This window comes from Syntrophales bacterium (genome assembly GCA_023228425.1).
Classification (GTDB): domain Bacteria; phylum Desulfobacterota; class Syntrophia; order Syntrophales; family UBA2210; genus MLS-D.
This window is the reverse complement of record JALOBE010000009.1, coordinates 1-18,475: the sequence shown is the minus strand read 5'-3', so window position 1 is coordinate 18,475 and position 18,475 is coordinate 1. Positions and strand designations below refer to the sequence as shown.

17 protein-coding genes and 1 tRNA gene are annotated in these 18,475 nt (G+C 56.3%); 8 read left to right on the top strand and 10 right to left on the bottom strand.

The genetic code is table 11. The features are described 5' to 3' along the window. Positions 1–203: 203 nt before the first annotated feature. Together M0Q23_04895 and tsaA are read left to right on the top strand one after the other, a co-directional pair. Positions 204–566: a NifB/NifX family molybdenum-iron cluster-binding protein gene (locus tag M0Q23_04895; GenBank protein ID MCK9527978.1), complete on the top strand. Its 363-nt coding sequence runs from the start codon at positions 204–206 to the stop codon at positions 564–566. Continuing rightward, positions 563–1,081, top strand: coding sequence for a tRNA (N6-threonylcarbamoyladenosine(37)-N6)-methyltransferase TrmO (tsaA, locus tag M0Q23_04890; GenBank protein ID MCK9527977.1), 519 nt, complete (start codon positions 563–565; stop codon positions 1,079–1,081). The genes M0Q23_04895 and tsaA overlap by 4 nt, the downstream gene beginning before the upstream one ends. 384 nt (positions 1,082–1,465) lie before the next feature. Here the strand turns inward: tsaA and M0Q23_04885 are convergent, their stop codons facing one another. Continuing rightward, positions 1,466–2,140 (bottom strand): TIGR04211 family SH3 domain-containing protein, encoded by a 675-nt coding sequence (locus tag M0Q23_04885; GenBank protein ID MCK9527976.1) that lies wholly within the window; start codon positions 2,138–2,140, stop codon positions 1,466–1,468. 518 nt (positions 2,141–2,658) lie between these two features. Between M0Q23_04885 and M0Q23_04880 the strand changes: the two genes are divergently transcribed. Continuing rightward, complete coding sequence (locus M0Q23_04880) at positions 2,659–3,879, top strand: beta-lactamase family protein (protein ID MCK9527975.1); 1,221 nt, start codon at positions 2,659–2,661, stop codon at positions 3,877–3,879. Between the two features lie 62 nt (positions 3,880–3,941). Here M0Q23_04880 and M0Q23_04875 read toward each other — a convergent pair. The 9 genes from M0Q23_04875 to M0Q23_04835 form a co-directional block, all read right to left on the bottom strand. After that, a tRNA-Pro gene (locus tag M0Q23_04875) sits at positions 3,942–4,018 on the bottom strand. 28 nt (positions 4,019–4,046) lie between these two features. Continuing rightward, positions 4,047–4,643 carry a helix-hairpin-helix domain-containing protein gene (locus M0Q23_04870; protein MCK9527974.1) on the bottom strand — a complete coding sequence of 199 codons (597 nt, stop codon included), beginning with the start codon at positions 4,641–4,643 and terminating at the stop codon, positions 4,047–4,049. 27 nt (positions 4,644–4,670) lie between these two features. Next, positions 4,671–5,894: an aspartate kinase gene (locus M0Q23_04865; GenBank protein ID MCK9527973.1), complete on the bottom strand. Its 1,224-nt coding sequence runs from the start codon at positions 5,892–5,894 to the stop codon at positions 4,671–4,673. Between the two features lies 1 nt (position 5,895). Next, positions 5,896–6,396, bottom strand: coding sequence for a tRNA (adenosine(37)-N6)-threonylcarbamoyltransferase complex ATPase subunit type 1 TsaE (tsaE, locus tag M0Q23_04860; protein MCK9527972.1), 501 nt, complete (start codon positions 6,394–6,396; stop codon positions 5,896–5,898). After that, positions 6,393–6,791, bottom strand: coding sequence for a holo-ACP synthase (gene acpS / locus M0Q23_04855; protein MCK9527971.1), 399 nt, complete (start codon positions 6,789–6,791; stop codon positions 6,393–6,395). The genes tsaE and acpS overlap by 4 nt, the downstream gene beginning before the upstream one ends. Beyond that, positions 6,788–7,993, bottom strand: coding sequence for a dihydropteroate synthase (gene folP, locus M0Q23_04850; protein MCK9527970.1), 1,206 nt, complete (start codon positions 7,991–7,993; stop codon positions 6,788–6,790). The genes acpS and folP overlap by 4 nt, the downstream gene beginning before the upstream one ends. A gap of 156 nt (positions 7,994–8,149) precedes the next feature. Further along, positions 8,150–9,988, bottom strand: coding sequence for an ATP-dependent zinc metalloprotease FtsH (gene ftsH, locus M0Q23_04845; GenBank protein ID MCK9527969.1), 1,839 nt, complete (start codon positions 9,986–9,988; stop codon positions 8,150–8,152). A gap of 189 nt (positions 9,989–10,177) precedes the next feature. Continuing rightward, a complete protein-coding gene (gene tilS / locus M0Q23_04840; protein MCK9527968.1) occupies positions 10,178–11,581 on the bottom strand; it encodes a tRNA lysidine(34) synthetase TilS in 1,404 nt (467 codons plus the stop codon). A gap of 22 nt (positions 11,582–11,603) precedes the next feature. Continuing rightward, complete coding sequence (locus M0Q23_04835) at positions 11,604–12,248, bottom strand: HAD-IA family hydrolase (protein ID MCK9527967.1); 645 nt, start codon at positions 12,246–12,248, stop codon at positions 11,604–11,606. 269 nt (positions 12,249–12,517) lie between these two features. Between M0Q23_04835 and M0Q23_04830 the strand changes: the two genes are divergently transcribed. The 5 genes from M0Q23_04830 to hemW all read left to right on the top strand — a co-directional run bounded on the left by M0Q23_04830 (position 12,518) and on the right by hemW (position 18,048). Beyond that, complete coding sequence (locus M0Q23_04830) at positions 12,518–13,405, top strand: DUF2520 domain-containing protein (GenBank protein ID MCK9527966.1); 888 nt, start codon at positions 12,518–12,520, stop codon at positions 13,403–13,405. Next, positions 13,398–14,213, top strand: a complete 816-nt coding sequence (gene panB / locus M0Q23_04825) for a 3-methyl-2-oxobutanoate hydroxymethyltransferase (GenBank protein ID MCK9527965.1) — start codon at positions 13,398–13,400, stop codon at positions 14,211–14,213. Before M0Q23_04830 ends, panB begins: the two co-directional genes overlap by 8 nt. 103 nt (positions 14,214–14,316) lie before the next feature. Further along, positions 14,317–14,988, top strand: coding sequence for an adenylate kinase (locus M0Q23_04820; protein MCK9527964.1), 672 nt, complete (start codon positions 14,317–14,319; stop codon positions 14,986–14,988). Positions 14,989–15,061: 73 nt separating this feature from the next. Beyond that, positions 15,062–16,858, top strand: coding sequence for a translation elongation factor 4 (gene lepA / locus M0Q23_04815; protein MCK9527963.1), 1,797 nt, complete (start codon positions 15,062–15,064; stop codon positions 16,856–16,858). A gap of 11 nt (positions 16,859–16,869) precedes the next feature. Further along, positions 16,870–18,048 (top strand): radical SAM family heme chaperone HemW, encoded by a 1,179-nt coding sequence (gene hemW, locus M0Q23_04810; protein MCK9527962.1) that lies wholly within the window; start codon positions 16,870–16,872, stop codon positions 18,046–18,048. Positions 18,049–18,475 lie beyond the last annotated feature (427 nt).

Here is an 18,475-nt window from a genome sequence, read left to right as displayed (position 1 = left end):
ATTGCGTGAGACTGTGTGTCTTACTACCACGAATGATTTTTGAAGTCCACACGCCATAAACCCCTGTCTTTCCGCCTTCCACGGGGCTTTTCCATAAACGGCGCTTTACAAACCGCCCGTATAGTGTTTAATCTACACCACCGTGTTGACCTGTGGGTCAAAAAATGGGAAGAACGCGGAATAACGGCATGGAGGAGCAGGAAATGAAACTTGCGTTCACAACATCAGGCAACGGTCTGGACGCCCCGCTGGACAGACGTTTCGGCCGCGCTGCAAAGTTCCTCATATACGACCTGGACTCTGAAACCTTTGAAGTCATGGACAACAAGGTCAATGTAAACGCCCCCCAGGGGGCGGGTATTCAGTCGGCCCAGGCCGTTTCCGGAATGGGGGCCAACGCCCTGGTTACAGGCCACTGCGGTCCGAAAGCATTCCAGGTCCTCAAAGCGGCGGGAATTTCAATATTTACTTCCGCTGCCGCAACGGTTGCCGAGGCGTTGGAGGACTACCGGGCGGGACGACTGATGGAAGTACACGCCCCTGATGTAGAGGGACACTGGGTATGAACGAAAAATCAATACCATTTCATTCCATCGGTGTCATCAGAAGCGGGCACCGGTCCGCGGAAAAAACACCCATTCAGCCGGTCTACGCCTGGGGGTGTCCCGGAACGGCAGAAATATTTCCCGAGTACGCGGAGGGTTTGAGGGACCTGGAGGGCTTCTCACACGTTTACCTGATATATCATTTTCACGGAGCCCACGAGACAAAACTCATTGTAAAACCCTTCCTGCAGGATATCGAACGGGGTGTTTTCGCGACACGCGCCCCCTGCCGTCCCAACGCGATCGGTCTGAGCGTGGTCAGGCTGGAACGGGTCGAAGGAAATGTCCTGTACCTGGATGGCGTGGACATACTGGATGGTACACCGCTTCTGGATATCAAGCCCTACACGGCGAAATTCGATCACATCGCCACAACCAGCAACGGCTGGCAGGATGACGTGGACGAAGAAACGGCCTGGCACCGGGGACGGCGGTGCGGGTCGGGCGGTCCGCCCTCCTGCCCCTCAGAGAAATAAGCTGTGGCTGATTTCTTCCGGTCCTCCGGGTAAACAGATTTCGTGAGGGCACCGGGCGCCCCGAAACCTTTTTCATTATGTCATTTCGAGGAGCGCCCAAGGCACCGTTATTTCGGGAAGTTTTTTGTTTCATCATCCCGGAAGCTTTTTATTTCATCATTTCGGGGAGCTTTTTGTTTCGTCATTGCGGGGAACTTTTTGTTTCATCATTTCGAGGAGTGTTCATATTCCGTCATTTCGAGGAGCGAAGCGACGAAAAATCTTGCTTTTCAATCATGACGCCCTCGTAAAAAGCGCCCCGAACCGCCAGAGGAGGGCTGGGGCGCTTTTTACGAAGCCGTCTTTCTCGGCTACGATATAAACATATGATGCGGACCGGCAGTGTCAGAGGAAGAATCGTAAGGTACGCGTTTTCTGCCGTCTTCCCATCAAAAGACCCACCAAAAGACCCGCCAGGAGCACCCCGGATCCGGACAAAAACCACCTGTAACTGTCGGATGACCGTAAGCGCTCGTTTTCTCTCGCCACTCTCACACGTTCAGCCTCCGCTTCGAGAAGTCTGCCTTCAAGGATCCCGAAGGTTTTTTTCAATTCCAGAAATTCCGATGCTTCTTCTCTCAGCGTTTCGTAGGCCTCCCGCACCGTTGAAAGCTCCGCGGTTTTGTTTCTCAGTTCGGTCTCAAGATCGGCTTGCATCGCCTTCATGTCTCGAAGCTCCCGGGCCATGGGTGACGCTGTTTCACGAAGCCGGGTGTTCTCCGCTTCAAGAGCCTGCACCCTGTTCTCCCAGGGTTCCCGGTTCATTAAATAGCGAGTTAATATCCACCCCTCTCTTGTGTCGGTGCCGCCCACGAGTCGGACCCGGTTCCATCCGCTGCTCTCGGCCAGCACCTCCACTGTCTGCCCTGAGCGGAGCATGCTGACGATCCTGTATTGCGTGCCGGGACCGTTGTAGAGAGGAACTTCCAGTCTGTCTGAAACGTACAGGGCAGCCCAGCCCATGGGAGTGACCAGGCAGAACCCTGTGACCACAATCATGATGATCGCGCTTTTTCTCACGTCACACATCCCTTCGTCACGAATATTCGGGCGGAATCACGTGTCCCGTTCGAGACCTTTAATTGTGTCATTTCGAGGAGCATCGCGACGGGAAATCCATGTCCCGAGCAAAGCGAGGGATCTTTCAGACTTCTCACATGCGTTCGAAGTGACAGGGGAGCGCTCGAAGTGACGGGGAAGAGATCGAAGTGACGAGGGAGAGGTCGAAGTGACACAATCGATAGTTTTTCAAAGGTCCCCATTCAGCGTCCCCTTTGAGCGCCCGCGCGGAATCTTGGAATGTTTTCCTGTCGTTGAATGTCGCGGGCCGGATTTCACATTTCCTCCCGGATGATACCGGCTTTCTTCAGAAGTGTATCTGATGCTCCGCATTCCATACCATATTTTTGCGCCCCGCGGTATGGTTGAAGAAAGGCAAAATCCCTTGACTCATAAAAACCGCACTGTTATATCCTGAAATACCCGCAGGTCATAAACAATATCATATCAACGCAATCAATCAACGAAAAGGAGGCATTATGACACAGTACCCAACCCCGCCGGAACAAGATGAAACCAGGTGGTTCGCGCAATTGCTCGGACTGGATTTCCTGCTGTGGACGCCGACGGTTCAAGCTGAGGGATTCTTGAATTGGGAACGAATTTTTGCCACCAGGAAAATTGCGGCGAAATCACCAATCCCATTGCCTCAATCGTCGGAAGATCTGGACATACGATACGAGTATCTGGGAATTGAAAAAAATATCGATGATTTCATCAGAGACGAGCACCTGTCAGGGCTGTTGGTACTTCACGACGGAAGGATTCTTCTTGAAAAGTATGCTCTCGGATTAACACCGGCAAGGACGTGGCAATCTTCGTCTGTCGTTAAATCGCTGACTTCGATTCTTTTCGGGATTGCTCTTCGGGACGGTTACATCAAATCGTTTGACGATGCCGTCACGGATCATCTGCCGGAGCTGCAGGGTTCTGTGTACGAAGGGGTCACCATCAGGCATCTGTTGACCATGACCGGGGGGCTGCTTTTTAATGAAGATTATGAAGATCTCCGTTCAGATGTCAACAAAAAGTATTGGGAACACATTGCTTTCCGGCGTCCCGGTGCTATCCTCGAAGACTTGAAAACACTTGAAAGGATACATGCTCCCGGAGAATATTTTGCCTATAACACCGGTGACGTATATCTCTTGAGCCACATTTTAAGCAGAGCCGTGAACATGACGCCGGCCGATTATTGTACTCAGAGACTCTGGGGCCCCATGGGGATGGAACTGGACGGATTCTTTACACTCGATGCCGATGACGGGCATGAAGTAACGGGCAGTTGCGCCGGTTTTTCATTACGCGATTATGGGAGGCTGGGCTTATTGATGCAGAGAGACGGTATCGCTCTTAACGGTGAGCGCCTTCTCCCCGAAGGATTTGTCAAGGAAGCCACCACGCCGATTTCACCCAATTTTGAATTCCCGCTCTGGGCTGACCCGGACCACCAGTTTGAAGGATACGGATATCTGTGGTGGGTGATCAGGCAGAACAGTTTCACGGCACTGGGGGTGTATGGCCAGTGGATTCATGTTGAACCTGAATCCAATCTTGTGGTGGTGATGATCGGTGCCGTACCCCGCCCCGGCTACATGGACCCCGACGAACCTGTTGCCCAGGCGGAGGGTAACCAACACGGAAGTCCCGCGCGCTTATTCTTCGTTGATGCCGTCAAGAAACTGATCGGCACACAGTAGCTGACGGCACACATTTTTCACAAAAAAGGGGTTACGGTATGATCCGTAACCCCTTGATTTCATGGTCGGGGCGAGAGGATTCGAACCTCCGGCCCTCTGAACCCCATTCAGATACGCTACCAGACTGCGCCACGCCCCGACCCTTGCGTGTTGAAGGGTGTGGAATATCACCTAGCCTGCCCTGTGTCAAGCGTGAGATATCGCTTGAGTCCCTGTAAACGCTTTTCTCCGATTCCTCTCACGGCGATCAGATCGTCCATGGCTTTGAATCGCCCCCGCTCTTCCCGATGACGGACTATGGCGGTCGCGGTGACGGGACCGACCCCCGGAATCATGACCAAGTCTTCCACACCGACCCCGTTTATGTCCAGAGGCATGCCCAGGGCCACCATGACCCGCGATTCCATCCTTTCACGGCGTATCGACGGCGGGTTCAATGTAACGACCAGGCGGTCCCCGTGCGAAAGACGTTCCCCGACGGCATGTGTTTGAAAGAGCTTCATCTGCCTCGGCGCCACCGCCGCAAGAACGTCACGAACCGTCACTCCGCCCTCAAAAAAATATATCCCTCCTCCTGTACCCGCCATATCGACCTGGATCGTCGATGTCGAAACAGTCTGCTCGGAAAGCGCCGGTGAAGCTGAGAAAAACGGGACCGGCAAGGGTCCGGCCGCGATTTTAACCAGTATCACCGCGACGACCGCCAGGAGCATCACCAAGGATCCCCGAAGCTGCCTCTCAGCCAGCGGGCTGAAGGTACTCATGGATCACACCCCGCTTGTGTCGGCCGGTTAGTGTTCGATCTCCATTTCAAAGGCGTCATGCAGGATCCTGACGGCCAATTCCGTGTACTTTGCCTCAATAACGCAGGATATCTTTATTTCAGAAGTGCTGATCATCTGAATGTTGATCCCCTCATGTGCCAGCGTGGCAAACATTTTCGATGCCACGCCCGAGTGGCTTCTCATACCCAGACCGACCATCGATACTTTCGAAATCTCCGTGTCGAACAGGACACGTTCCGCTCCGACTTCACCGGCGACAGAGTGAATGATCGCTTCCACCCGTTTGATGTCCTGCCTGGGAACGGTAAAGGTCATATCCGTGTAGCCATCGATGCTGGCGTTCTGTATGATCATGTCCACGTTGATATTCTCGTCGGAAAGGGGCGTAAAGAGGCGGGCCGCGATTCCCGGCTTGTCGGGAACGTGAATCACGCTGACTTTTGCCTGGTTCCTGTCGTAGGTTATTCCGGAGACTACTTCTTTTTCCATTTCCTCATCCTCCCTGGTCACGAGGGTACCCTGATCGTCATTGAAAGAGGAACGGACGTACAAGGGAACGTTATACAGTTTCGCCAGTTCCACGGAACGCTGATGAAGGACCTTTGCGCCGGCACCGGCAAGCTCGAGCATTTCATCGTAGGATATCTTTTTGAGCTTTCGCGCCTTGTCGTAAATATTGGGGTCTGTGGTGTAGACCCCGGCGACGTCCGTAAAGGTTTCACAGTAATCGGCATTGATGGCTGCGGCGATGGCCACGGCGCTGGTGTCGGACCCGCCCCTGCCCAGGGTGGTGATGTTGCCTTTTCTGTCCACACCCTGGAAACCCGCCACCACGATGATCCTTCCCTTGCCCAGTTCCTGCCTGATCAGACCGGCGTCGATCTTTTTGATTCTCGCTGCCGAATGGTTCTTGTCCGTTACGATCCGGATCTGCGATCCGAGAAAGGACTTCGACCGGAACCCCCTGCTGTTGAGAACCATTGCCATGAGCGAAACCGTTACCTGCTCTCCCGTGGAGATAAGGACATCGTACTCCCGCGGGGTCGGCCGGTCTCCGACCGCGGCGTTTGCCAGACCGATGAGGCGGTCCGTTTCTCCCGCCATGGCCGACAGAACGACAACAACGTCATTACCCTCCGTACTGGTCCTGATGACCCGCTCGGCGACATTGTGGATCTTGGCGATATCGGCAACCGATGTGCCTCCGAATTTCTGTACAATGAGAGCCACGCTACCTACACCCTCCTTCTTCCAAAGCTTTTTTGAGCCTGTTCAATACGGTACTGTCGGCATTGCAGGACAGGCTGATTTTTCTCGTGTCCTCATCCAGTCGTTTGATTCTGATAAATAGCGTACTTTCCGGCAGGCTGTCCATCACCTTTTCCGCCCACTCTATGGCGACCAGGCCGTCACCGAAAAAATAGTCCTCGTACCCGAGATCCTCGAGATCGACTGAACCCGAAAGACGGTACACATCGAAATGATACAGGGGGATTCGACCGGGGTATTCGTTGATGAGCGTGAACGTCGGGCTGGTCACGTAGTATGTGCCGGGCACATCGAGACCGGCGGCCATTCCCTGGGTGAGCAGCGTTTTTCCCGCGCCCAGTTCCCCGATCAGGGCCACCACCGTGCCGGGGGCCGCCCTTTCTCCGATGATCCTTCCGATACGAAAAGTCTCATCGACACTCGTCGACAAAAGTTCCATCTCGTCCGGGAACCGGGATTTCATGAAGCATCCCCCGCGGTGCCCGTCTCGATAACAACCATGGCGACAGCGATTGTCTCCGTGTGGGTCAGGCTTACGTGGAGCGATGTTCCCCCGATAGTCTCGAACCGCTCCCGTGCCTGCCCGTGAAGGACAAGCCGCACTGATCCGTCAGTGTTCCTCACGGTTTCGATGTCTTTGAAGGCCATGCCGCCCCATATGCCGCGACCCAGGCATTTCATGCACGCTTCCTTCGCGGCGAAGCGGGCACCGTAGTGCTGGGCGGGCGCCGGCCTGCTACCGCAATAGTCGATCTCCCCGGCGCTGAAAAGACGCTTCAGGGCACGGAAGCCCTTCCGTTTTATCATTGATTCCATGCGGGCAACATCAACGGAATCTATTCCGACAGCCTGTATCATGGACCGGCACCGGATTTTCTGAAACTGTCGGCCATGACGGCCACCGGTTTCATGAAGGCCACATCATGAACCCTGACGATGGAGGCGCCGGCCAGTATGGACACCGTCACCGCGGCGGCGGTGCCTTCAAGGCGTTCCGCCGGTGATCCACCAACGGTCTCCCCGATAAATCTCTTCCTTGACGGCCCGACCAGAAGCGGCCTGCCCAGGCATCGGAACTCATCCATGCGGGCTATGAGGCGACAGTTGTCCGCCGCGGTTTTGCCGAAACCGATCCCGGGATCGAGAATAATGTTTTCCTCGTCGATGCCCGCCGACAGAGCGGCCTCTATCCGCTCCCTGAAAAAGGTCCCTATCTCGCCGTGAAGGGAGTCATACGCCAGGTCTCCCTCCTGCATGGTTTTCGGTGTCCCCCGCATATGCATGAGAATCACCGGAACACCCGCTGACGCCGCCAGGGCCGCCATGTCTTCATCAAAACGAAGGGCGCTGATGTCGTTGATTATCTCGGCCCCTTCGTCAATGGCGGCACGGGCTACCGCCGCCTTGGTCGTATCGATGGAAAGAGGGATGGAAAGTCTCTTGCGCAAGGCCCGGAGCAGGGGGATCACCCGCCCCATTTCCTCATCCGGTTTCAGGAGATCCGAGCCGGGACGGGTCGACTCCCCGCCCACATCGATGATGTCGGCTCCCTCCTCTTCCATCCGAAGCGCCTCCTCCAGGGCCTCCTCCATCGAAGCGAAGCGTCCCCCGTCGGAAAAGGAATCGGGCGTCATATTGATAATGCCCATGACAAGAGTCCGTTCACCAACGGTGATAGTCCGTCGCGGGGTTGTAAGGGAGAACGTTTCTCGCCGCGCCTTTTGAAGAACATCCTTCATTCCGGCGGCGATATCGTCAAGACCGAAGGGTTGGAACGCCAGTTTGTCGATAAACCGGTCCACCTGCTTGCGGGTACCCATAACCAGGGCCGTGGTTTTTTCAATACTGCACGAAACGGAGCCCCGTGCCACCGCCACATCTCCACCCAGAGAAAGCATCTCCTGCTTCATGACGTTGGCGGCCCTGCAGGGAACGTCCTCGACCATTACGAGGCAGAGCTCCATTTTCGGCACCATCGCCTCTATGCCCCAGGAATCCGTCCCGACACGCTCGAGTTCCCTCCTGGCTTCTTCCCCGGACCTGTATCGAATCAGTCGCATAGTGTTCCCGGCGTTTACACCGCAATTATGTTCCCTGTCCCGCCATTCCGGGGACGGTGCGCGTGACCGGACGGAATGAGATACCCGCGCCATGCCGTAAGGGTTATTTTACAAAGCCGTCCCGCATCGGGCTTTTTTCGAGTCTGTATAAGGACGTCAAGCTTCCTCGATAGCTTCGCCTTTTTCCTCAATCGGATCCGTTCCCTCCCCGGCAGATTCCTGGGCGCCTACTATGGCCTTGATTTCATCCAGGTTCAGCACCTCCTTGATCAGAAGTTCTTCGGCCAGTTTGTGCAGTATGTCCAGATGGCCGGCAAGGAGATCTTTCGCCCGCTCGTAGTTTGACACGACGATGGCTGATATTTCCTTGTCGATGAGCTTCGCCGTCTCCTCGCTGTAGTTCTTGTGAGTCGCTATCTCTCTGCCCAGGAAGATTTCTTCATCTTTTTTCCCGTAGGTCAGGGGCCCCATGTTCTCGCTCATACCCCACTCGCAGACCATCTTGCGGGCCAGACCCGTCGCCCGTTCGATGTCATTGCCGGCACCCGTGGTGAAGTCCTTCAGTACCAACTCTTCAGCGGCCCGTCCGCCGAGGAGAATGGCGATATTGTTGATCAGATACTTTCGCGCATAGGTGTGCCTGTCTTCCGTGGGAAGCTGCTGTGTTACCCCGAGAGCCCTGCCCCGGGGGATGATGGTGACTTTATGAATGGGGTCCGTCCCGGGAATCAGCATGGCCACCAGGGCGTGCCCCGCTTCGTGATAAGCGGTGCTGCGTTTTTCCTCCTCGCTGATAACCAGGCTTCGCCTCTCGGCACCCATCATGACCTTGTCTTTGGCATACTCAAAGTCTTCCATGAAGACCTGTTCCTTGTTTTTGCGGGCCGCTGCCACTGCCGCCTCATTTACCAGGTTTTCAATGTCAGCCCCGGAAAATCCCGGCGTTCCCCGGGCGATGACGGCATAATCGACGTCCGCTGCCAGGGGAACTTTCCTTGCGTGAACTTCAAATATTTTCTCTCGTCCCTTCACATCCGGCAGAGGAACGATAACCTGCCGGTCGAACCGTCCCGGCCGCAGCAGCGCCGGGTCGAGCACATCGGGCCGGTTCGTGGCGGACATGATGATGACACCCTCGTTGGATTCGAAGCCGTCCATCTCGACCAGAAGTTGGTTCAGCGTCTGCTCCCGCTCGTCGTGACCACCGCCGAGTCCGGCGCCTCGGTGCCGTCCCACCGCGTCGAGCTCGTCGATGAATATGATGCAGGGGGCATTCTTCTTCCCCTGGCTGAACAGATCCCGCACTCTTGACGCGCCGACGCCGACAAACATTTCGACAAAGTCGGAGCCGCTGATGCTCATGAAGGGAACGCCCGCTTCACCCGCGATGGCTCTCGCGAGGAGGGTCTTGCCCGTTCCGGGAGGACCCACCAGAAGAACGCCCTTGGGAATACGGCCTCCCAGCCTGGTAAATTTCTTCGGGTCACTGAGAAAGTCCACCACTTCCTCGAGTTCGGCCTTGGCCTCGTTGATGCCGGCCACGTCGTTGAAGGTAACCTTTTTTGCCTGGTCCGTCATGAGGCGGGCCTTGCTCTTTCCGAAGGACATGGCTTTCCCGCCGCCACCCTGCATCTGGCGCATGAAAAATATCCAGACCGCTATGAGCAGCATGATGGGGACCCAGGAAACAAGAATCGTCATGAACCATGATGACCCTTCGGCAGGCTTCGCCGCGATGCGGACACCCTTGTCGCGCATGAGGGGAACTACCTCTGCCCCCGGTGGTATGTATGCCGTGAACTTCTTGCCGTCCTGCAGGGCGCCCGTGACGGTTTCCCCCTGGATGGTGACTTCCGTCACCTTTCCCTGCTCTATGAACGCGAGGAGGTCACTGAACACCATTTCCTCATCTCTGCCCCGCGGCTGCTGGAACATCTGGAAAAGGAAAATAAAAACAAGACACACCACGATCCACATGGCTATGTTTTTCTGCATCTGGTTCACTCTTGCCGGTACTCCTCTTCAGGTACTCTGCAATCCCCCTTATACTATAGAAGCTCCCAAAAGGGCATGGTTAATAAAAGCCTGCGTTCAGGGAATGTCAGGGGGATGGTGAGACGACCATTGCTCATCGCTGCATCGGCACATTCACTGGCCCCCATTAACCAGAAATCAATAAAAATTTCAAATTAAATCTGCCTTCAGCACCCGCCCGGTATCCTCCCCGATCCTGACGCGTTCACTGAGACAGATACCGGGAACCCAGATGACGGAACGGTCATCGGCAAGCACGGGTATGCGGTGCCGTTGGTGCCGGGGGATTTTCGCGTCGATAAAAAGAGACTTGAGTTTTTTGTGGCCCTTCATGCCCAGGGGCTGGATCCTGTCGCCCGACAGCGCGCTCCGTACCGTCAGCGGACCCTCGACGGCATCGGCATTCATATAGACATGCCGGGAATTTCTGAAATCAACGGACTCCCGATCCACCATGACCAGAGAAATCGCGCGTGATATCTCCTCAATCTGTGTAAGGCCCGGAACGACCGCGGTATGGGAAAAGGCTCTCCCCCGTACCGCTTCCCCGGCGGACTTCGACGGGTCGTCGGCTTCAATGATGAGTCTGTCGTATTCCCGGCGTACCCTGAGCCCGCCTCCCAGGACCACCCGGCCGGAAGGGTTGTCCCCTCGCGCCAGAGCGAGGACGGCTTCGACGTGGTCGAATCCATGCTCCCCGCCCGTCCCCCGAGAGGTTTCCAGGCATTTTCTGATCAGCCGTCGTCCCAATGCCCTGTGGAGGGCACGCAACTCAATGACATCTATATCATAGAACGGCCCGTCTCCGGTGACATCCAGTGAAGCCATGGATTCCCGGACCATACACTCCAGGAAATCCTCTTCATCTCTGATGATCGCCGCCATCCTGCATAGCGTTCCGACCAGGTTCGGATTGCAGGAAGCCGCCAGACCGGGAAGAATCGTCATGCGCACCCTGTTTCTCAGAAACCGCTGATCGGCGTTTGACGAGTCGGTAACGAAGGGCAGGTTTCGCTCCTCCAGGAAGGCCAGAACATCCCGACGTGTCGTGTCCAATAGGGGACGGATGTAAAAGCCGTCCCGCAGAGGAAGCATCCCCCGCAACCCGGCAAGCCCCGATCCCCGAAGGAACTTCATGATGATCGTCTCCGCCTGGTCGTCCGACGTGTGGCCCAGTGCGAGTTTCGAGAGGTTCAGCGAACTTCGGAGTTCTTCAAATATGCGGTAGCGCTCTGTCCTGGCACGGTCTTCCAGGGAGGGACCTCTCCTCCCGGCGGCCAGGGCGCCGGATGCCACGGCTCTGGTCTGTATGGGCAGAGCGAGCATTTCTGCCGTCTGCCGGGCAAACGCCTCGTCACGGTCCGATTCGGCACCTCGCAGGCCATGGTTGACATGGATGGCAGTGATGGAGAAACCCATGGGGACGGCCAGATCGTTCAGAAGAAACAGCAACGCCACCGAGTCGGCTCCACCCGACAGGGCGACACCGACCCGGTCTCCCTCTTCAATCATCCCCTGTGTTTCAATGGTTTTTCGCACCTTCGACAGGATCATGATCTCCCCCGCTTCACCTTCGTCACCGGAACAGAGCCCTCACGTCTCCCATGTCCTCGCAGCAATAGTCGGGCCGCAGAGAAAGGAGCACCATCCTGTCCGTGAGACCGGCGAGAAAGGCGCAGCTCAGAACACCGGTGTTTTTCGCCAGGAGCAGATCATTCACGCCGTCACCGATAACAACAGTCCGGTCTTTCGACAGGGCGAAGCGCTGCAGAAAGGGCTGAAGAAGACGCTGATCAGGTTTCACCGGCCCCCCGGAGTCCCGACCGATAATGGCGTCGAAGAATCCATCGATGGCGAGGCCGCGGGCTATTTTCAGAGTAAAGGATTCCATCTTGTTGGTGACAATAATTTTTCTGGTGTCCCGGAAATGCTCCAGCATCTCCATGACACCCGGGTAGAGAACCGTTGTATCCAGCAGGTGTTCATCGTAGTATTCCATGAACAGGTCGAGGGCCCGGGCATGCAGGGTCTCCCGTTCAGGGCCGAGTGCCCGTTCGATCAGCTTGTGAAGGCCGTCACCGACATAGCGACGGACGGCTTCATCATCGAGCCGGGGAGCCCCCAGGGCGGTCAGAGCGTGATTCAGGGCCGCGGCGATATCCTGAGCCGTCTGAACCAGTGTTCCGTCAAAGTCAAAGACCATAAAATCTACGTCGATCATGTTCGAAAACGGTATTCCCTTCATATTCCGGTCACACCACTATAGCACCTCGTACCCGGCTTACACAATAAAAAGGGCATCCACCGGCACCGGGCGGCATTGACAATGAAACATTCTTCATGGTAGGTTCTATGCTCGCTTGGATCCTCACCGGGACTGGGACGAACGGGTCAATGAACATCCTGCCGCACGGCCGAAAACCCTTCCGACATCAGTCCGAAGGGTTTTTTTTCGGAGACCGGCGGGCACAGAAGAGGAAAGGGGAAACCATGCAACGGGACTCCGTGGCGATCATAGGAGCCGGCAAGGTTGGAACGGCGACGGGATATCTTCTGCGGTTAAAAGGATACCCCGTGGTCGCCCTGGCCGATATATCAGAGAACGCGCTTGCCCGGGCCCTTGAATACACAGGGGGGCGGGCCTGCGCTTCTGCCGCCGAGGCTGCCGCGCTCGCTGACGCCGTATTCATAACTACCACCGATGACATAATCGCCCCGGTCTGCCTCGAAATCGCCGGACAGGGAGTCCTGGGACCGGGCAAGCGGGTCATCCACATGAGCGGTGCCGGCGGTCTTGATCTTCTGGAACCGGCGCGGAAGGCAGGAGCTTCAACGGCAACCATCCACCCCCTGCAGTCTTTCGTGGACGTGGCCGCCGTTATCAAGAATATTCCGGGGAGCACCTTCGCCATTACCGCCCAGGATGACATTCGCGACTGGGCCGTACAGGTCGTTGCCGACCTGGGAGGCATACCCTTCTTTGTCGAAGACGCCGACAAGCCCCTGTACCACGCGGCCGCCTGTGTGGCCTCGAATTATCTCGTTTCGCTCATGCATATCGTCACGTCCCTGTACGGAATCCTGGGATTTACCCCGGATGACGCGATCCGGGCCTTCTGGCCCCTTGTACGGGGAACCATCTCCAACATGGAAGCAAGGGGAATCGCGGGGGCGCTGACAGGGCCTGTCGCCCGGGGAGATCTGCGGACCATTGAAAAACACCTGGCAGTCCTGGAGGCGAAAGCTCCCCAATTTCTGACGCTCTACAGGGAACTCGGGCGCGTCGCTGTCGGCATCGCCCGAAATATGGAGACCATATCGGAAGAAAAAGGAAAAGAACTTGACTCTCTTCTGAAAGGAGAAGGCAATCATGAGTAAGCAGGGACCAACCCGGCAGGTAACAAAGACCACTATCATGGATATGAAGAGGAAGGGTGAAAAAATCACCATGCTTACCGCCTACGATTACAACACGGCGGTTCTGATGGATGAGATGGGGCTGGATATGATCCTCGTGGGCGACTCGCTGGGCATGGTCGTTCTTGGCTACGAAAGCACACTGCCCGTAACGATGGACGAGATGATACTTCACACGAAGTCCGTTACCCGCGGAGCTCAGCGGCCCATGGTTCTGGGTGACATGCCCTTCATGTCCTATCAGGCGTCGGTGGAAAGCGGTTTATTGAACGCCTCGCGGTTTATGAAAGAGGCCGGAGCCCATGGCGTTAAACTTGAAGGCGGTCGCGAAGTGGCGGAAGTCGTGCGCAGGATAACGGAGGCGGGAATCCCCGTTATGGGCCATCTGGGTCTGACACCCCAGTCGGTACACCAGATGGGCGGTTTCAAGATGCAGGGCAAAACCGTCGAGGCGGCACAGCGCATCAAGGAGGACGCCCTCATAATGGAAGAGGCCGGAGCTTTTTCTGTGGTTCTCGAAGTCGTTCCCGCGATGCTCGCGAAAGATATCTCCGAATCCCTTTCCATCCCCACCATCGGCATCGGCGCGGGCCCATACTGCGACGGCCAGGTTCTCGTAGTCAACGACATGCTTGGCATGTTCGAGCGGTTCACGCCGAAATTCGTCAAGAAATACGCAGACCTGGGGAGCGGCGCCAAGCGTGCCTTTGAAGAATACGTACGGGAAGTCAAGGAGGGCACATTTCCGGGACCGGAGCACTACTCCTGACGGACAGAGGGGCGGTTTTTCTTTTTTCTTGCCATGTTCTGAATAATTTCTTATAAGAAAGCTCGTTTTCAGCTCCATCACTCTTTTTCGAAAGGAGTATCACATGAACATTCTTATTTTCGGACCCAACGGAAGCGGCAAGGGCACCCAGGGAGCGGTCGTTCAGAAAAAATACGGAGTTCCGCATATTGAAACGGGCGTTATATTCAGGCAGAATATCGCCGGCGGCACCGATCTCGGCATACGGGCAAAGGCCTTCATAGACAAGGGAGAACTGGTTCCTGACGATATCACCATCCCCATGATTCTGAACCGCATCAAGGAGCCCGATTGCGCAAGCGGGTGGCTTCTTGACGGTTTCCCCCGGAACCTGGCCCAGGCTGAGGCCATGTATGACGCGCTGTCGAAGGAGAATATCCCTCTTAATTATGTTATCGAAATCGAGCTGGACCGGGAAATAGCCAAGAACCGCATCATGGGCCGGCGTCTTTGCGCCAATGACAACAACCACCCCAACAACATCTATATCGACGCCATAAAGCCCGTTGAAAAGAACGGCACCTATGTCTGCCGTGTCTGCGGCGGCGAGCTGTCGACCCGTGCCGATGACCAGGACGAAAGCGCCATTGATAAACGTCACAATATTTACTATGATGCCCGGACGGGCACCACGGCGGCCATCAACTATTTCAAGGAACGTGTGGCCGTCATAGGTGTCAACGGCAGTCCGGGGGTTTCAGAAGTTTCAGAGGAGCTTCTGAAAAAGCTCGGATAGGGTGTCAAGCCCTGTTGCAGGTTTACAAAAGCCTTCCCTTTCGCCGGAAGGCTTTTTTACTCAAAGGCGCAGTATGGAAACTATAAGAAACTTCAGTATCATCGCCCATATCGACCATGGAAAATCGACTCTGGCCGACCGGATGATCCAGCACACGGGGCTCGCGGACACCCGGAGCTTCAGAGACCAGATGCTCGATACCATGGACATCGAGCGAGAGCGGGGTATTACCATCAAGAGCCAGGCAATCACCCTTCCCTACCTCGGGCGTGATGGGAAAAACTATACTCTCAATCTCATCGATACACCGGGACACGTGGATTTCTCCTATGAGGTGTCCCGATCCCTGGCTTCCTGCGAAGGGGTCCTCCTGCTTGTCGACGCGGCCCAGGGGATCCAGGCCCAGACCCTGGCAAACCTGTACCTGGCCATGGAGCATGACCTGGAGATCATTCCCGTCATAAACAAGATCGACCTTCCCGCAGCGGACGTGGAAAAGGTGATGGAACAGATCGACTCGGAACTCGGCCTCGACGCGTTCGGCAGCATCCCCTGTTCCGCCAAGGAAGGTATCGGTATCGAGGATATTTTCGAAGCCATCGTGACCCGCATTCCGCCTCCCCGGGGCGACAGCACCAGGCCCCTGTCCGCGCTTATTTTCGACGCCCAATACGATGCTTTCAGGGGGACCGTCGTCCACTGTCGTCTTTTCGATGGAACGATGCGGGCCGGCCAGACTGTCATGTTCATGCACAACAACACCGCCTACCGTGTCGAAGAGGTCGGTCGCTTCGGGCTGAACAGGGAAAAGAGGGACCGCCTCGAGGCGGGCGACGTCGGATATCTGCTCGCGGGTATCAAGACCGTTTCAGACGTATCCGTGGGCGATACCATCACCGATGAACAGCGCCCCTGCGCGGGACCGCTTCCGGGATTCAAGGAAGCCAGGCCGGTTGTATTCGCTTCCATCTATCCCATCGCCTCCGATGATTACGAGGAACTGGCGGTGGCCCTGGAAAAATACAAGCTCAATGATTCGTCATTTACCTACCAGAAGGATTCATCCGTGGCCCTCGGCCAGGGGTTCCGATGCGGTTTCCTGGGCCTGCTCCACCTGGATATCGTCCAGGAACGGCTGGAACGGGAGTATGACCTCTCCATTATCCTGTCCGTGCCCAGCGTCCGTTACCGGTTCACCCTCAAAGACGGTAAGACTGTTTTTATCGAAAACCCCGCCTATTATCCCGATCCCACCACCATCATCAGGACCGATGAACCCTACATCCGGGCGACCATGATGTTTCCCGAACGCTATCTGGGAGCGGTAATGAAGCTGTGTATAGACCGTCGGGGAGAAGATTCATCCATCAGTTATCCCAGTCCCGACAGGGTCGAATTGCGATTTGATCTTCCTCTGGCAAGCGTTATTTACGATTTCTACGACAACCTGAAATCCATAACCCAGGGATTCGGATCCTTTGATTACGACATCCTCGACTACCGTGAAAGCAGCCTGGTCCTCCTCGACATACTGGTGAACGGCGAAAAGGTGGACGCCCTCTCCCAGATCGTTCACCGCTCGAAGGCCCGTGAACGGGCCTTACTGGCCTGTGACCGTCTCAAGGAAGAGATACCCCGGCAGATGTTCAAGATAGCCATTCAGGGCGCCATCGGTGGTGAAATCATCGCCCGGTCGACCATATCGGCCTTCCGGAAAGACGTGACGGCAAAGTGCTACGGCGGAGACATTACCAGAAAGCGAAAACTTCTGGAAAAACAGAAGAAGGGGAAAAAGCGGATGAAAATGGTCGGTTCCGTATCGATTCCCCAGAGCGCCTTCGTGGCAATCCTCAAGTCCGACCAGGCTTGAGATTCTGTACCGTGACTTCCCCATCAGACGATACCGATCCGGAGAAAATCCCGTCGGATGACCCTTCCCCGCCCGCCGGGTTATACATCCATGTACCCTTCTGCGCGTCGCGATGCAGCTACTGCGGATTCTACTCCACAACGGACCGAAGCCGCCTGTCGTCGTACCGTGACTCCCTGAAGCGTGAGATGACCCTTACCGCCGGAGAGTTCGAGGCCTTCGACACATTCTACCTGGGTGGGGGAACACCGTCGGTACTCCGCCGGAGCGAACTCGAAGAGATGATCGAAGACTCATGGAAAGTCTTTCCCATGACCGACGGCTACGAGGCCACAATTGAAGCCAATCCCGGTGACGTGGACCGGGATTTCTGTTCTTTTCTCCGCGACACTCCCCTGAACCGGATCAATCTGGGCGTTCAGTCCTTCGATGACGACATCCTTGCCTATCTGGGGCGCCGACATCATGCCGGGGAGGCTCTGGCCGCCCTGGACGCGATGAGGGCGGCGGGACTCGGCAATATCGGTCTGGATCTGATCTACGGCGTGCCGGGTCAGTCCCTTGAATCTTGGATGGAAACGCTGAGGCGGGCCGCTGGAACGGAACCGGAACACCTGTCGTGCTACGAGCTTACGCCGGAGCCGGGCACTCCCGTCGGCGAAAGGTGTTCCTCCGGCGAAGACCGGCTTCCCGGGGAGGATCTGCGATTCCGGTTCTTCATGATCACCTCTGAATATCTTGAGTCCATGGGATATATCCATTACGAGGTGTCCAACTTCGCCCGGGGGGTTTCATTTCGTTCGCTGCACAACATGAAGTACTGGAACCACACCCCCTACCTCGGTCTCGGCCCGTCGGCCCATTCTTTTGCCGGTAACCGGCGCTGGTGGAACCACCCTTCCATTGGCCGCTACTGCTCTGATCTCGCGGACAACCGCCGGCCCGTTGAAGATATGGAAACGCTTGACGAAGACGATCTGCGCTTTGAATCAATCTTCCTGGGATTACGAACGGGAGAAGGGATTCCCCTGGACCTGCTGAACGTTCGGGAAGGCGATCCGGCGGGAGAACTCGGGAGCCCTGTCCTGGAGCGGTGCCTGGCCGGGCGTCTTCTCGAAATCAGCAACGGAAGGGTCCGTCCGACCCGCCGGGGTCTCGCGCTGGCTGATCGGCTGGCGGTACTTCTCTGACCCCCTCCCTTTCAACACGACAACTCCTTGCAGTCTTTGAATCTTACGTTATTTCGAGGACCGCTCAGGGCACCGTCACTTCGAGGACCGATCAAGGTACCGTCACTTTGAGGAGCGCGCACAGCACCGTCACTTCGGAGACCACTCACAGTACCGTCATTTCGAGGAACGCTTATATTCCGTCATTTCGAGGAGCGAAGCGACGAGAAATCTTTCTTTCGTACCGTCACGGTGAAAGATTTCTCCCTGCGGTCGAAATGACAGAGGGAGGCGGGCGAAATGACGGAGAAGAGCGGCCATAAGGACGGGAGGGAGCAGTCGTAAGAACGGAGAAGAACGGCCATAAGGACGGGAGGGGACAATCGTAAGGACGGGGGGGGGGACAGCCGTAAGAACGGGGGGGAGGGGGCGGAAAAATCAGGGGGAA

Coding starts and splice junctions, on each gene's coding strand:
- acpS (MCK9527971.1), bottom strand. CDS start 6,791: ATGATACAGGCTGTCGGAATAGATTCCGTTGATGTTGCCCGCATGGAA.
- tsaA (MCK9527977.1), top strand. CDS start 563: ATGAACGAAAAATCAATACCATTTCATTCCATCGGTGTCATCAGAAGC.
- M0Q23_04830 (MCK9527966.1), top strand. CDS start 12,518: ATGCAACGGGACTCCGTGGCGATCATAGGAGCCGGCAAGGTTGGAACG.
- lepA (MCK9527963.1), top strand. CDS start 15,062: ATGGAAACTATAAGAAACTTCAGTATCATCGCCCATATCGACCATGGA.
- tsaE (MCK9527972.1), bottom strand. CDS start 6,396: ATGAAATCCCGGTTCCCGGACGAGATGGAACTTTTGTCGACGAGTGTC.
- M0Q23_04880 (MCK9527975.1), top strand. CDS start 2,659: ATGACACAGTACCCAACCCCGCCGGAACAAGATGAAACCAGGTGGTTC.
- folP (MCK9527970.1), bottom strand. CDS start 7,993: ATGCGACTGATTCGATACAGGTCCGGGGAAGAAGCCAGGAGGGAACTC.
- ftsH (MCK9527969.1), bottom strand. CDS start 9,988: ATGCAGAAAAACATAGCCATGTGGATCGTGGTGTGTCTTGTTTTTATT.
- M0Q23_04835 (MCK9527967.1), bottom strand. CDS start 12,248: ATGATCGACGTAGATTTTATGGTCTTTGACTTTGACGGAACACTGGTT.
- M0Q23_04870 (MCK9527974.1), bottom strand. CDS start 4,643: ATGAGTACCTTCAGCCCGCTGGCTGAGAGGCAGCTTCGGGGATCCTTG.
- M0Q23_04895 (MCK9527978.1), top strand. CDS start 204: ATGAAACTTGCGTTCACAACATCAGGCAACGGTCTGGACGCCCCGCTG.
- tilS (MCK9527968.1), bottom strand. CDS start 11,581: ATGATCCTGTCGAAGGTGCGAAAAACCATTGAAACACAGGGGATGATT.
- M0Q23_04820 (MCK9527964.1), top strand. CDS start 14,317: ATGAACATTCTTATTTTCGGACCCAACGGAAGCGGCAAGGGCACCCAG.
- panB (MCK9527965.1), top strand. CDS start 13,398: ATGAGTAAGCAGGGACCAACCCGGCAGGTAACAAAGACCACTATCATG.